The following is a 13,944-nucleotide window of genomic DNA, read 5'->3' as shown; positions in this document are numbered from 1 at the left end:
TCGTGCCCGATCTGAATCTGACCGAGTCGCGTCTCACGCGGACCTCCGCGGGAACCATGGCGACCGGTTCGCGCACCTCCGTCACCTCGACCTCGGTCCGTCGGCAGCGTCGCATCGTGCGCGCGGTGGTCCGCGTCGCCGAGTGGTGGCGGATCACGACCGAGGCGGTCTCCGCCGCGGTGCGCTGGGCCGGCAGAACGGTGCGCCCCGCGGGGGCGGTGGTCGTGGTCGCCGCGACGATCGGTCTGCTCTTCGGCGTGCTGTTCGGGTGGGTCGAATGGATGGTCGCCGGTTGCGCGGCCCTGCTGCTGCTGCTCATGAGCGTGCCCTTCCTGTTCGGCGCTCGGGCGTACGAGGTCGATCTGGCTCTCGAGCACGAGCGCGTGACGGCGGGCAACGGTGTGACGGGCGAGATCGTCGTGCGCAACGAGAGCGCGAGACCCGCCCTGCCCGGTCGCCTCGACATCCCCGTGGGTCGCGGTCTCGTGGAGTTCGGGGTGCCGTTCCTCCGTCCCGGCCAGCGCTCCACCGAGCCCCTCGAGATCCCGCCGCTCCCGCGCGGCGTCGTCCGCGTCGGCCCCGTGACCACGGTGCGCAGCGATCCCGTGGGACTTCTGCGGCGGGAGCACGCCTTCGACGACGTCCACGACCTGTTCGTCCACCCGCGCACCGTGGGGCTGCCCTCCACCAGCGCCGGTCTGGTGCGCGACCTCGAGGGCAACGCCACGCGACGTCTCGTCGACGCGGACATGTCCTTCCACGCGATCCGCGAGTATGCCCCGGGAGACTCGCGTCGTCAGGTGCACTGGAAGTCGACGGCCAAGACGGGCCGGCTCATGGTCCGGCAATACGAGGAATCGCGGCGCTCGCGCATGGCCGTCGTGCTCGCCGCGGCGACTCAGGAGTACACCGATGCCGACGAGTACGAGCTCGCCGTCTCAGCCGCGGCTTCCCTGGGCCTGCGCGCTGTCCGCGACGCCCGCGACATCGACATCGTGACCGGGTCGGAGATCCCGCGCGTCGTGAAGGGGCGCCTCCGAGCGATCCGTCACATACCTGTCGCCGCACCGCGCACGATGCTCGACGGCTTCAGCTCCATCGACCGGCACGAGAACACGATGCCCGTCGAGGACGTCTGCCGTCTGGCATCCGAGGCGAACGAACGTCTGTCCATCGCTTTCGTGGTCGTCGGCGCGGCCGTGCCCCTGACCCGCCTCCGTCAAGCGGCCCTCGCCTTCCCCGCCGACACTTCTGTCGCCGCCGTCATCTGCGACGAGCGCGCCCACCCGAGGATGCAGAACATCGCCGGTCTGACGGTATTGACGATCGGAACCCTCGACGACCTCTCCGGTCTCCTCGTCCGCGGAGCGACCTCATGAGCGATCGCCGCAGCTCGCGCGCCGCACCTCGCCGCCGCGCGACGGATCTCCCGCGCTACGCGGCCGCCGCCGCCTACGCGGTGGTCTCTGTCGTCCTCGCCGCCCTCGCCGCGTGGCCGATCTACGCGTCATGGTCTTTCCTCCTGCTCGTGATCGTCGCGGCCGTGGTCGCCGGTGTCGTCGTGGGCGTGGTCTCGTGGCGCCGGTGGAGCGGCTGGACCCTGGCCGCGGGGCTGCTGGGGGCGTTCGCCGTGCTCGCGGTTCCGCTGGCCGTCCCCTCCCGTCTGACGTCGCCCCTCGACGTCCTCCGCGGCCTCGGCGAATCGTTCGCCGGCGTCATCGTCGCGTGGAAGGACCTGGTCACCGTCGATCTGCCGGTCGGGGCGTACCGCAACCTGCTGATCCCCGCGCTCGTCGTCTTCCTGGTGGGCACGGCTCTGACGTCGGCTCTCGCCATCCGCGGCGACCGCTGGGCGCCGTTCGCGGTGGTCGGCGGTCTCGGCATGACCGGTTTCGGGTTGTTCTTCGGCCGCTCGTCGACGAGCGCGCCCCTGTCGGTGGGGCCGGTCGACCTTCCCGCGCCGGTGGAGACCGCGATCGGGCTCAGCGCTCTGCTCGCAGCGGTGCTCTGGCTGGCGTGGCGGGCGCAGGACGAACGCGGGCGCGCTCTCCGTCGCGCGAGCGAGGTCTCGACCGTTCCCGTCGGACCGGGGCGGTCGCGGGCGGATCGACGTCGTCTGGCGCTCGGTGCGGGCATGCTTCTCGTCGCTGTGGCCCTCACCGTCGCGGTGGTGCCCGCTGCGGCTCGGAACGCCGACCGCCAGGTGCTCAGATCGGCCGCAGGACCCGAGCGGCTGATCGCCGAGGCCGTGAGCCCGCTCTCGCAGTACCGATCGATGTTCTCGGACGCGCGGTCCGACGACGTTCTCTTCCGCATCAGCGGCACAGGGACAGAACCCGACCGCATCCGGATCGCCACCCTCGACACCTACGACGGCGAGATCTTCCGCGCGTCGGGCAACGAAGGGTCCGGCTTCGTGCGCCTGCCGTCGACGCGGGATGCGGGGGAGGGCCGCCCCGTTGAAGCCGACGTCGAGATCGTCGATCTCGGGGGCATCTGGATGCCGACGGCCGGCAGCCTCGCTTCGGCGACGTTCGAGGGGGATCGACGTGGAATCCTCGCCGACCGCTTCTATTACAGTTCGGATGCCGAGGCGGGTGTGCAGACCGCCGACGGTGGACTCGTCGCGGGGGATCGCTACCGAATCGACGCCGTCGAACCCGCCTCCGACGATCTGGCCTCGCTGACCCCGCCCGGTGCGGGAGACGGTGTCGCGGGCGGCGACAACCTTCGACGCTGGGTCCAGGAGCATGCCACCGGCAACGACGGGGCCGCACTGCAGAGCCTCGTTCAGATGCTCCGCCAGCGCGGATATCTCAGTCACAGCTTGGCGCCGGAGGGCGGGCCGATCCCGAAGTGGGCCGCCGCCCTGCAGGGATACCAGCTGCAGCCCAGCGCCTCCGGTCACTCGCTGGCCCGCATAGACCGTATGTTCGAGCGGTTGCTCGAACGAGAGGACGACCCGCGTGCCGCGGCCTCGGGCAACTTCGTCGCGGCCGTCGGAGACGATGAGCAGTTCGCCGTCGCCACGGCTCTGATCGCGCACGAGCTCGGCTTCCCCGCCCGCGTGGTGGTGGGGACGCGGTTGGTGTCGACCGATCCGAAGCTCGCCACGTGCGAGGCGGGGGAGTGTCGAGCGAGCGATCTGACGGCGTGGACCGAGGTGCAGGGTTCCGACGGGCGTTGGGCCCCCATCGACGTGACCCCCCAATGGGAGCAGTCGCCGAGCCTCGAGGTCACCCAGCAGCAGGATCCCGAGAACGTCACCGAGGTCCGCCCCGATACGGTCGAGGAGGTCGTCCCGCCCGAGCCCGTGCAGGAGGACAATTCGACCGACAACGAACCGCGCACCGACGACGGGGTCGACCTCGCCTGGTTGTGGGCGAGCCTTCGTATCGCGGGCATCTCGCTGCTGATCCTGCTCGTCGTTCTCGGCCCTTTCCTCGCCGTCGTCGTGGCCAAGGCTCTGCGCCGGAGGGGACGTCGTCGTGACGCGGATCCCCGTTCGGCGATCGCCGGCGGCTGGGACGAGTACGTCGACGCCGGTATCGACGCGGGACGCACCGTACCGCGCGCGCCCACCCGACGTGAGGTGGCCGAGGCCTTCGCCACCCCGTCCGGCACCGTCCTCGCGGCGGGAGCCGATCGCGCCGTCTTCTCGTCCGAGAACGTCGACCCCGACGAGGTGGAGGACTTCTGGCGCATCGTCGACGAAGAACGCCGTACGTTGAGTCGTCAGCGGGGCTTCTGGCGGCGCCTGCGTGCGGCCGTATCGTTGAGATCGTTCCTGCGGTTCCTCGCCCCACGCCCCTCGAGGCGGGGGTCGCCGCACCGCGACGAGAGGGGGAAGCGCTCCACCGCCCTGGTGGACCGCGATACGACATGACCGATTCGACCATGGTGGTTCTCGGGGCGACGTCGTTCGCTCTCGTCGTCGTGCTGTACGTCTGGCTCGCGCTCGCCCTCTCGGCTCTTTTCCGCAAGATCGGAGAGCCGGGCTGGAAGGCCTGGGTGCCGGTCCTGAACGTGGCGACCGTGCTCAAGGTCGGTGGCTTCTCTCCCTGGCTGGTCCTGCTCAATCTCGTGCCGATCTTCGGTCTCCTCGCCTTCATCGCCGTGTTCGTCGTCGCGATCCACCGCATCAACACCGGCTTCGGCGTCGGGGCCGGACTCACGGTCCTGGGGGCGCTCTTCCCGGTCGTCTGGGCCAGCATCCTGGGCTTCGGCTCCGCCCGCTGGCACGGGGAGCGTCGCACTCAGCGTCCGGACGAGAACTCCGCCCCCGTCCGTCGCGGCAAGGACTTCGAGGGCCCCTACGTGCCGCTCATCGGAGGGTGGACTCCGGAGCAGGCCCCGCAGTCTTCGCCCCCGGATGCCGCGGCCCCGCCCGCCCCGCCCGCCCCGCCCGCGCCCGTGTCCGCGCCGGTCGCCGTCCCGTTCGCCGCTCCGTCGACCCCCCTCGCGGATGCTGTTCCCTCGGTGAACGGATGGGCTCCTCCGGTACACGTCCCGATGGCCGAAGGCGACCGTCCTCGGGTCGAGGACGAACGCCGCTCCGAGCCGCGGGAGGTCGCGCCCGCCACCTCGGTCTTCGACGTGCTCGACGCCCTGCGCGACGGTTCGCCGGAGGACGACCACCGTCCTGAGCCTGCCCCGCCGGCTCCGGCGGAGTCCTCGCGACGCCACGTTCTCGACGCGCCCCCCGCCGACGCTTCCGCACCGACCTGGGCGCCTCCCGTCGCCGTGCCCCCGGCCGCTCCCGAGGCGCAGCCGGCGTCCGTCGAGGAGGTCGAGGAGGAATCCGACGTCGTCGCTCCCTGGGCGAACCCCCCGCGTCGCACCACGGCAGACGCCATTCCGGCTCCCATCGCGGACGTACCGCTCACGCGGCCCGCGCCCGACGCCGTTCCCGCTCCCCGCCCTTCGGTGGCCGCGGCCACGGACGATTTCCCCGAGCTGTCCGAGGCGGTCTCCGCGGTGGCGGAGGCTCCGGATGCCGGCTCCCCGCGTTCCGCCCGCACCTCGGTGTCCGCGCTCTACACGCAACCCGAGGTTCCCTCGGTCTCGGCCGATGAGGACTTCGACGCTCTCGACCGGACCGTCGTCACCCGACGAAAGCGCATCCCCTGGGCGCTCGTGCCGCCGAGCGGGACGCCGGTGGACCTCACCTCGGCGGTCGTCATCCTCGGGCGCCGGCCCGGTCCGGATTCTGCGTATCCGGACGCGCAGCTCGTCGCGATCTCGGACGAGACGCGAACGGTCTCGAAGACCCACGCACGACTCGAACTCCGCGGTGACACCTGGTATGTCACCGACCTGCACTCGACGAACGGCGTGCTGTTCGCCACCCTCATGGGCACCGAGGTCGAGGCCCCTCCCGGCGAGGAGATCGAAGCCGGTGAACGCTTCTTCCTCGGTGACGCGGAGGTGCGCCTCTCACGGAGCGACGCGTGAGCGGTCCGTACGACCGCGCCGACGATCCCGAGGAGGTCACCCTCTGGGCGGGTCGGCTGCGGGCGTGGCCCACTCCGCCCGCCGCTGGAGACGACGAGATCGTCGACGAGACGATCCTGTCGCGCCGCGAGGCCCCGGAAGACGAGACCGCGCGCGGCGCGGCCGACGTTCCCGCGGACGAGACGGTGATCTCCCGTCGTTCGGCTCCGGACGACGACACGGTCCGTTCCCGGACCGATGTTCCCGTGGATGAGACGGTGATCTCCCGTCGTTCCGCTCCGGACGACGACACGGTCCGTTCGCATGTCGCGGCTCCCGACGACGCGATCGTGATCTCTTCGGACGGCGCACCTGACGACGCGACCATCGTGTCCCAACCGGCCCCCCGCGCCGCTCCCGAGGCGATCGGCTCCGTCGACGACGAGGTGGGCACGACCGCTCCTCGCGGCGTGGCCGCTTCTCTTCCGGTGGCCTCGCCCGCCGCTCCTGCCCCCGGCCTCGACGAGGCAACGCGACGACCTCCCCACGCCGGGGCGGGCGCCGCCGATCTCGACGACGTCACCCGCCGTCGATCTTCCGCGGAACCCGGCATCGACGGGGCCACACGCGCGCGCGCTGTTCCGCAGGTCGACGACGACACCGCCTCGGGATCCCGCCGTCGTCGCCGCGAGGCCGCCTCGGCCGCATCCGATCCCCTCGTCGAGGGGGCCGTCCGCGACGCGCGCGTACCGGCGGCTCTTGCTCGCCAGTCCTACGGCCCGCGCCGGGAAGGACCCGTGCGTGTCGAGCGTGCGCCCGCCGTCCGCGTCCCCTCGTCCGGCGACGCCGCGACGGTGCGCCCCCGGGCGCGCGCGGGTGCGGCCCGCGTCGTCGTTCTCGCATCCGTGATCGTCGTCGTGCTCGTCGCCTCGGTGATCGGGGCTGCGCTGCTGCTGACCGGCTGAGGTTCACGGCATCCGGAAGACTCCCAGCGACCGGACCCGTTCACGTTTGCCCGTGTCCCAGGGAACGCGTATCATTGGCCGGGTGTGCGTTCACGCGCGCCGTGCGCCATGCCTTCGGGTGGGTCGTTCGGATCAACGCTCGCACCATCTCAGGGATCGGCCTGCGAACAGGTCGCCCCCACGGCATATCCACCACGAATCGCGCTAGATCATTCTGTCGCGCGGTGGATCACACGTGAGCCCGACACGTCACGAATCGCAAGATGAGCGACATGGCGGGGGAGACACGACGCTGTCACCGTGCAGCACCCTGGGCGTCACCGCGAGGAACGCCCAGCCAATCAAGGAGAGAACGTGCCAACCATTCAGCAGTTGGTTCGCAAGGGCCGCTCGCCGAAGGTCTCGAAGACCAAGGCTCCCGCGCTGAAGTCGAACCCCCAGCAGGCCGGCGTGTGCACCCGCGTGTACACCACGACCCCCAAGAAGCCGAACTCGGCGATGCGCAAGGTCGCCCGTGTCAAGCTGCGCAACGGCACCGAGGTCACCGCCTACATCCCCGGTGAGGGCCACAACCTGCAGGAGCACTCGCTCGTGCTCGTCCGCGGTGGTCGCGTCAAGGACCTCCCCGGCGTCCGTTACAAGATCGTCCGCGGTGCGCTCGACACCCAGGCTGTCAAGAACCGTAAGCAGGCTCGTAGCCGCTACGGCGCGAAGAAGGGCTGAGAAACATGCCTCGTAAGGGTCCTGCCCCGAAGCGTCCCGTCGTCAACGACCCGGTTTACGGCGCTCCCGTCGTCACCCAGCTGGTCAACAAGATCCTCGTCGACGGCAAGAAGTCCATCGCCGAGTCGATCGTCTACGACGCCCTCAAGGGTGTCGAGGCGAAGAACAGCCAGGACGCCGTCGCCACGCTGAAGAAGGCGCTCGACAACGTCCGTCCCACCCTCGAGGTCAAGAGCCGCCGCGTCGGTGGCTCGACCTACCAGGTTCCCGTCGAGGTCAAGCCGCACCGCGCGAACACCCTCGCGCTGCGCTGGCTCGTGAGCTATGCCAAGGGTCGTCGTGAGAAGACGATGACCGAGCGTCTGCAGAACGAGATCCTCGACGCCTCGAACGGCCTCGGTGCCGCGGTCAAGCGCCGCGAGGACACCCACAAGATGGCCGAGTCGAACCGCGCCTTCGCGCACTACCGCTGGTAAAACCCGCGGAGGGTTCGTGACCGACCCCGGTCGCGGACCCTCCGATGGGCCCGGCATCAACCTCCCAACAGGTAAGGAAGACACCCGTGGCACAAGACGTGCTCACCGACCTTCACAAGGTCCGCAACATCGGCATCATGGCTCACATCGATGCCGGCAAGACCACGACGACCGAGCGCATCCTGTTCTACACGGGCGTCAACCACAAGATCGGCGAGACGCACGATGGTGCGGCGACGACCGACTGGATGGAGCAGGAGCAGGAGCGTGGCATCACGATCACCTCCGCTGCCGTCACCTGCTTCTGGGACAAGAACCAGATCAACATCATCGACACCCCCGGCCACGTCGACTTCACGGTCGAGGTCGAGCGCTCGCTGCGCGTGCTCGATGGCGCTGTCGCCGTCTTCGACGGCAAGGAGGGCGTCGAGCCCCAGTCCGAGACCGTGTGGCGTCAGGCTGACAAGTACGACGTCCCCCGCATCTGCTTCGTCAACAAGATGGACAAGCTGGGCGCCGACTTCTACTTCACGGTCGACACGATCGTCAACCGCCTGAAGGCGAAGCCGCTGGTCATCCAGCTGCCGATCGGTGCCGAGAACGACTTCGTCGGCGTCATCGACCTCGTCGAGATGCGCGCCCTGGTGTGGCCCGGCGATGCCAAGGGTGACGTGACCATGGGCGCGAAGTACGAGATCCAGGAGATCCCGGCCGACCTCGCCGACAAGGCTGCCGAGTACCGTCAGCAGCTGCTCGAGACCGTCGCCGAGTCCGACGACGCCCTCCTCGAGAAGTTCTTCGGCGGTGAGGAGCTCACGGTCGCCGAGATCAAGGGCGCCATCCGCAAGATGACCATCAACTCGGAGCTCTACCCCGTGCTCTGCGGTTCGGCGTTCAAGAACCGCGGCGTGCAGCCCATGCTCGACGCGGTCGTGGACTACCTCCCCTCGCCCCTGGACGTGCCCGCCATCGAGGCGCACGACCCCAAGGACGAAGAGATCGTCATCGAGCGCCACGCCGACCGCGAGGAGCCCTTTGCCGCTCTCGCGTTCAAGATCGTGACGCACCCGTTCTTCGGGCGCCTCACCTACATCCGCGTGTACTCGGGTCACCTCGACTCCGGTGCCCAGGTCGTCAACGCGACCAAGGGCAAGAAGGAGCGCATCGGGAAGATCTTCCAGATGCACGCCAACAAGGAGATGCCGGTCGACTCCGTCACCGCCGGCCACATCTACGCGGTCATCGGTCTGAAGGACACCACCACCGGTGACACCCTGTGCGACCCGGCCAACCAGGTCGTCCTCGAGTCGATGACCTTCCCCGAGCCGGTCATCGAGGTCGCCATCGAGCCCAAGACCAAGGCCGACCAGGAGAAGCTGGGTGTCGCCATCCAGAAGCTCGCCGAAGAGGACCCGACGTTCCGCGTCGAGCAGAACTCCGAGACCGGTCAGACCGTCATCAAGGGCATGGGCGAGCTCCACCTCGACATCCTGGTCGACCGCATGAAGCGCGAGTTCAAGGTCGAGGCCAACGTCGGAAAGCCCCAGGTGGCGTACCGCGAGACCATCCGCAAGTCGGTCGAGCGTCACGACTACACCCACAAGAAGCAGACCGGTGGTTCGGGCCAGTTCGCGAAGATCCAGTTCGCGATCGAGCCCCTCGAGGTCACGGCCGACAAGACCTACGAGTTCGAGAACAAGGTCACCGGTGGTCGCATCCCGCGCGAGTACATCTCGCCGACCGACCAGGGCTTCCAGGACGCCATGAACGTCGGCGTGCTCGCCGGCTACCCCATGGTGGGCGTCAAGGCGATCCTCCTCGACGGTGCCTCGCACGACGTCGACTCCTCGGAAATGGCGTTCAAGATCGCCGGCTCCATGGGCTTCAAGGAGGCCGTCCGCAAGGCGAACCCCACGATCCTCGAGCCCATCATGGCCGTCGAGGTGCGTACTCCCGAGGAGTACATGGGCGACGTCATCGGCGACCTGAACTCGCGTCGTGGCCAGATCCAGTCGATGGAAGACGCTGCCGGCGTCAAGGTCGTCCGGGCCAACGTGCCGCTGTCCGAGATGTTCGGCTACATCGGCGACCTGCGCTCGAAGACCTCGGGTCGCGCCGTCTACTCGATGGAGTTCGACAGCTACGCCGATGTCCCGAAGGCCGTCGCCGACGAGATCATCCAGAAGAACAAGGGCGAGTAACACCGCTCTCACGGATGCCGGGAACCCCGGGTTCTGCTCGGGTTCCCGGCATCCGCTCAAACTGAATACCGACTCTCTAGTAATCTGAGAACCATCCCCGCGAAGAACCGGTCGCAATCCAGTGCCCGAGACCTCGCAACCAACGTCCTGAGGAGGACCCAGTGGCTAAGGCCAAGTTCGAGCGGACCAAGCCGCACGTGAACATCGGAACGATCGGTCACGTCGACCACGGCAAGACCACGCTCACCGCTGCCATCTCGAAGGTGCTCGCCGACAAGTTCCCGTCGGCCACCAACGTTCAGCGTGACTTCGCGTCGATCGACTCGGCGCCGGAAGAGCGTCAGCGCGGTATCACGATCAACATCTCGCACGTCGAGTACGAGACCCCGAAGCGTCACTACGCTCACGTCGACGCGCCCGGTCACGCCGACTACATCAAGAACATGATCACCGGTGCCGCTCAGATGGACGGCGCGATCCTCGTGGTCGCCGCCACCGACGGCCCGATGGCTCAGACCCGTGAGCACGTTCTGCTCGCCAAGCAGGTCGGCGTTCCCTACCTGCTGGTCGCGCTGAACAAGAGCGACATGGTCGACGACGAGGAGATCCTGGAGCTCGTCGAGCTCGAGGTTCGCGAGCTCCTGTCGTCGCAGGACTTCGACGGCGACAACGCCCCCGTCGTTCGCGTCTCGGGCCTCAAGGCTCTCGAGGGCGACGAGCAGTGGGTCAACGCCATCGTCGAGCTCATGGAAGCCGTCGACGAGTCGATCCCCGACCCGGTGCGTGACAAGGACAAGCCCTTCCTCATGCCCATCGAGGACGTCTTCACGATCACCGGTCGTGGCACGGTCGTCACCGGCCGCGCCGAGCGCGGTACCCTCGCGATCAACTCCGAGGTCGAGATCGTCGGCATCCGCCCGACGCAGAAGACCACGGTCACGGGTATCGAGATGTTCCACAAGCAGCTCGACGAGGCCTGGGCCGGCGAGAACTGTGGTCTGCTCCTGCGCGGCACCAAGCGTGACGACGTCGAGCGCGGCCAGGTCGTCGTGAAGCCCGGTTCGGTCACCCCGCACACCAACTTCGAGGGCACGGCGTACATCCTGTCCAAGGAAGAGGGCGGCCGCCACAACCCGTTCTTCACGAACTACCGTCCGCAGTTCTACTTCCGCACCACCGACGTGACCGGCGTCATCACGCTGCCCGAGGGCACCGAGATGGTCATGCCCGGTGACACCACCGAGATGTCGGTCGAGCTCATCCAGCCGATCGCCATGGAAGAGGGCCTCGGCTACGCGATCCGTGAGGGTGGCCGCACCGTCGGTGCCGGTACCGTCACCAAGATCCTCAAGTAAGTCCTTCCAGACTTCACTCGGCACAGGCCGGGCCTTCGGGCCCGGCCTTTGTCGTCCCCGGATGTGCTCTACACCACTCGCACTCGATGCCCGCGGGGGTTTCGGTTGTCGCTACCCACGGTCAAGATCGAACCGGGGTCGGCGTGCCAGCCGACCGAGTCTGCGAAGGAGATGCACATGGGAGTGGACGACATCATCGCCAAGGGCAAGAAGCTCCTCGACGAGAACCGCGACAAGATCGAAGAGGCGCTCAAGAGCGAGAAGGCCGAAGAGGTCAGCGACAAGGTGCTCGACGGAGCGGCCGACGCGATCAAGAAGATCGTTCCGGAGGAACATCACGCGAAGGTCGACGAGACGCGCGCGAACGTCGACAAGCACATCGGTAACGCCTGACGAACCCAGGCTGGAGTGGCGCCGTCCCCGATGATCCGGGGCGGCGCCGCTGTCGTTGGGCGAGCGGTTTGCTGTGCATCGGCCGGGCGCGACACGCCCGGGTTTGCGACTCGCCCGAGCGGTACGTAGACTAGTCCAGTTCCACATTCCGGTGCGTGCTCGGCGCGCGCCAGGATCACTGTCAGGGCAGTGCACAGGCGGCGCGAGAGCGCAGGGTCCTGGGCCGCGGGCAGCAGAACATTACACCGAAACCCCTTCATCCCTCTGTGGGATTCGCGCGCGTGCGTGCGAGGGGCGGGCCGGATGCCAAGTCCTCCGGTTTGACAGCTGAACAGGGTGCAGCATCTCTCGCGAGAGCGAGGGGAAGTGCCAGGGCGCGAGAGCGCCACCGTGCGTCCAATGCCCCAGGTCGGGTAAGACGCGAGAAAGAGAGAGAGCAGACAATGGCGGGACAGAAGATCCGCATTCGCCTGAAGTCGTACGACCACGCTGGGCTCGACTCGTCGGCCCGCAAGATCGTCGACACCGTGACCCGTGCCGGCGCCACCGTGGTGGGCCCGGTTCCCCTGCCGACCGAGAAGAACGTCGTGTGCGTCATCCGGTCGCCCCACAAGTACAAGGACAGCCGCGAGCACTTCGAGATGCGCACCCACAAGCGCCTCATCGACATCATCGACCCGACGCCCAAGGCCGTCGACTCGCTGATGCGCCTCGACCTTCCTGCCGATGTCAACATCGAGATCAAGCTCTGAGGTTCGACATGGCTGACATCAACTCCAAGATCTCCAAGGGCCTCCTCGGCACCAAGCTCGGCATGACCCAGGTGTGGGACGAGAACGGCAAGCTCGTTCCCGTCACCGTCATCGAGGTCGCTCCGAACGTCGTGACCCAGCTGCGCTCGCTTGAGAAGGACGGCTACAACGCTGTTCAGATCGGCTACGGCCAGATCGACCCCCGCAAGGTGAACAAGCCCCTGACGGCTCACTTCGACGCCGCGGGTGTCACCCCGCGCCGCCACCTCACCGAGGTGCGCACGGCCGACGCCGCGGACTACGCGCTGGGCCAGGAGCTCACCGTCGACGGTCTGTTCGAAGCCGGCCAGCTGGTCGACGTCGTCGGTACCAGCAAGGGCAAGGGCACCGCCGGTGTCATGAAGCGCCACAACTTCAAGGGTGTGTCCGCTTCCCACGGTGCGCACCGCAACCACCGCAAGCCCGGCTCCATCGGCGCGTCGTCGACTCCGAGCCGCGTCTTCAAGGGCATGCGCATGGCCGGCCGTATGGGTGGCGAGCGCGTGACCGTCCTCAACCTCACGGTGCACGCCGTCGACGCCGAGAAGGGACTCATGCTCGTCAAGGGCGCCGTCCCCGGTGCTCGTGGCCGCATCGTCTACGTCCGCAACGCAGTGAAGGGTGCCTGATCATGGCTGACTCGACTCTCGCGCTCGACGTCGTGAAGGCCGACGGCAAGAAGGCCGGCTCTGTCGAGCTGCCCGCCGCGCTCTTCGACGTCAAGACGAACATCCCGCTCATCCACCAGGTCGTCGTGGCGCAGCGTGCCGCGGCTCGCCAGGGAACGCATTCGACCAAGCGTCGTGGCGAGGTCTCGGGCGCCGGCCGCAAGCCCTTCAAGCAGAAGGGTACGGGTAACGCCCGCCAGGGCTCGATCCGTGCGCCGCACATGACCGGTGGTGGCATCGTCCACGGGCCCAAGCCCCGTGACTACAGCCAGCGCACCCCCAAGAAGATGATCGCGGCTGCCCTCCTGGGCGCGCTCAGCGACCGTGCTCGTGGGCAGCGTCTGCACATCGTCGACAGCTTCGCCATCGAGGGTGCGCCCTCGACCAAGGCCGCCGCTGCCGCGCTGAAGGCCTTCGGCGCCGTCAAGAACGTCCTCGTGGTCATTGATCGCGACGACGAGCTGACGATCAAGAGCGTGCGCAACCTCGCGTACGTCCACGTGCTGACCGTCGGGCAGCTGAACACCTACGACGTGATCGTCTCCGACGACATCGTCTTCACCAAGGCCGCCTACGACGCCTTCGTCGCGTCGAAGTCGGGCGCCACCGAGGAGGTCTCGGCATGACCACCGTCAACAAGGACCCGCGCGACATCATCCTGAAGCCGGTCGTCTCCGAGAAGAGCTACTCGCTCATCGACGAGGGCAAGTACACCTTCCTGGTGGACCCCCGTTCGTCGAAGACCGAGATCAAGCTCGCGATCGAGAAGATCTTCGGCGTCAAGGTTGCTTCGGTCAACACGATCAACCGCGTGGGCAAGGCCCGTCGCACCCGTTTCGGCATCGGCAAGCGCAAGGACACCAAGCGCGCCATCGTCTCGCTGAAGTCGGGCACCATCGACATCTTCACGTCTGTCGGCTGACGGTCGGGATAGAGGAC

General features: G+C 68.1%; 13 protein-coding genes. All 13 read left to right on the top strand.

The features are described from left to right. Window positions 1-2: 2 nt before the first annotated feature. The 13 genes from DEU35_RS04210 (at window position 3) to rplW (ending at window position 13,927) form a co-directional block, all read left to right on the top strand. Window positions 3-1,379, top strand: coding sequence for a DUF58 domain-containing protein (locus DEU35_RS04210; RefSeq protein WP_258873314.1), 1,377 nt, complete (start codon window positions 3-5; stop codon window positions 1,377-1,379). After that, window positions 1,376-3,886, top strand: coding sequence for a transglutaminase domain-containing protein (locus DEU35_RS04205; RefSeq protein ID WP_103206787.1), 2,511 nt, complete (start codon window positions 1,376-1,378; stop codon window positions 3,884-3,886). Before DEU35_RS04210 ends, DEU35_RS04205 begins: the two co-directional genes overlap by 4 nt. After that, the gene (locus DEU35_RS04200; protein WP_103206786.1) at window positions 3,883-5,454 is read left to right on the top strand and encodes a DUF5684 domain-containing protein; all 1,572 of its coding nucleotides are present in this window, start codon (window positions 3,883-3,885) and stop codon (window positions 5,452-5,454) included. Before DEU35_RS04205 ends, DEU35_RS04200 begins: the two co-directional genes overlap by 4 nt. Further along, window positions 5,451-6,398, top strand: a complete 948-nt coding sequence (locus tag DEU35_RS04195) for a hypothetical protein (protein WP_116238680.1) — start codon at window positions 5,451-5,453, stop codon at window positions 6,396-6,398. The genes DEU35_RS04200 and DEU35_RS04195 overlap by 4 nt, the downstream gene beginning before the upstream one ends. Before the next feature lie 354 nt (window positions 6,399-6,752). Then, window positions 6,753-7,121 (top strand): 30S ribosomal protein S12, encoded by a 369-nt coding sequence (rpsL, locus tag DEU35_RS04190; RefSeq protein WP_013584051.1) that lies wholly within the window; start codon window positions 6,753-6,755, stop codon window positions 7,119-7,121. A 5-nt stretch (window positions 7,122-7,126) separates the two neighbouring features. Further along, complete coding sequence (gene rpsG, locus DEU35_RS04185; protein ID WP_013584050.1) at window positions 7,127-7,597, top strand: 30S ribosomal protein S7; 471 nt, start codon at window positions 7,127-7,129, stop codon at window positions 7,595-7,597. 86 nt (window positions 7,598-7,683) lie between these two features. Beyond that, entirely contained in the window at window positions 7,684-9,798 is a 2,115-nt protein-coding gene (fusA, locus tag DEU35_RS04180; RefSeq protein WP_056226235.1) for an elongation factor G, read from the top strand. 161 nt (window positions 9,799-9,959) lie between these two features. Then, window positions 9,960-11,153, top strand: coding sequence for an elongation factor Tu (gene tuf, locus DEU35_RS04175; protein WP_056226238.1), 1,194 nt, complete (start codon window positions 9,960-9,962; stop codon window positions 11,151-11,153). A 177-nt stretch (window positions 11,154-11,330) separates the two neighbouring features. Next, window positions 11,331-11,546, top strand: coding sequence for a hypothetical protein (locus DEU35_RS04170; RefSeq protein ID WP_103206784.1), 216 nt, complete (start codon window positions 11,331-11,333; stop codon window positions 11,544-11,546). Window positions 11,547-11,989: 443 nt separating this feature from the next. After that, window positions 11,990-12,298: a 30S ribosomal protein S10 gene (gene rpsJ, locus DEU35_RS04165; RefSeq protein ID WP_013584016.1), complete on the top strand. Its 309-nt coding sequence runs from the start codon at window positions 11,990-11,992 to the stop codon at window positions 12,296-12,298. 8 nt (window positions 12,299-12,306) lie between these two features. After that, window positions 12,307-12,966, top strand: a complete 660-nt coding sequence (gene rplC / locus DEU35_RS04160) for a 50S ribosomal protein L3 (protein ID WP_056226244.1) — start codon at window positions 12,307-12,309, stop codon at window positions 12,964-12,966. 2 nt (window positions 12,967-12,968) lie between these two features. Further along, window positions 12,969-13,631: a 50S ribosomal protein L4 gene (gene rplD / locus DEU35_RS04155; RefSeq protein WP_103206783.1), complete on the top strand. Its 663-nt coding sequence runs from the start codon at window positions 12,969-12,971 to the stop codon at window positions 13,629-13,631. Beyond that, window positions 13,628-13,927, top strand: coding sequence for a 50S ribosomal protein L23 (gene rplW / locus DEU35_RS04150; RefSeq protein WP_056226248.1), 300 nt, complete (start codon window positions 13,628-13,630; stop codon window positions 13,925-13,927). The genes rplD and rplW overlap by 4 nt, the downstream gene beginning before the upstream one ends. Window positions 13,928-13,944 lie beyond the last annotated feature (17 nt).

The organism is Microbacterium sp. AG157 (assembly GCF_003385695.1).
In the GTDB taxonomy this organism is placed as follows: Bacteria; Actinomycetota; Actinomycetes; order Actinomycetales; family Microbacteriaceae; genus Microbacterium; species Microbacterium testaceum.
This window is presented reverse-complemented; position numbering and strand designations above follow the sequence as displayed.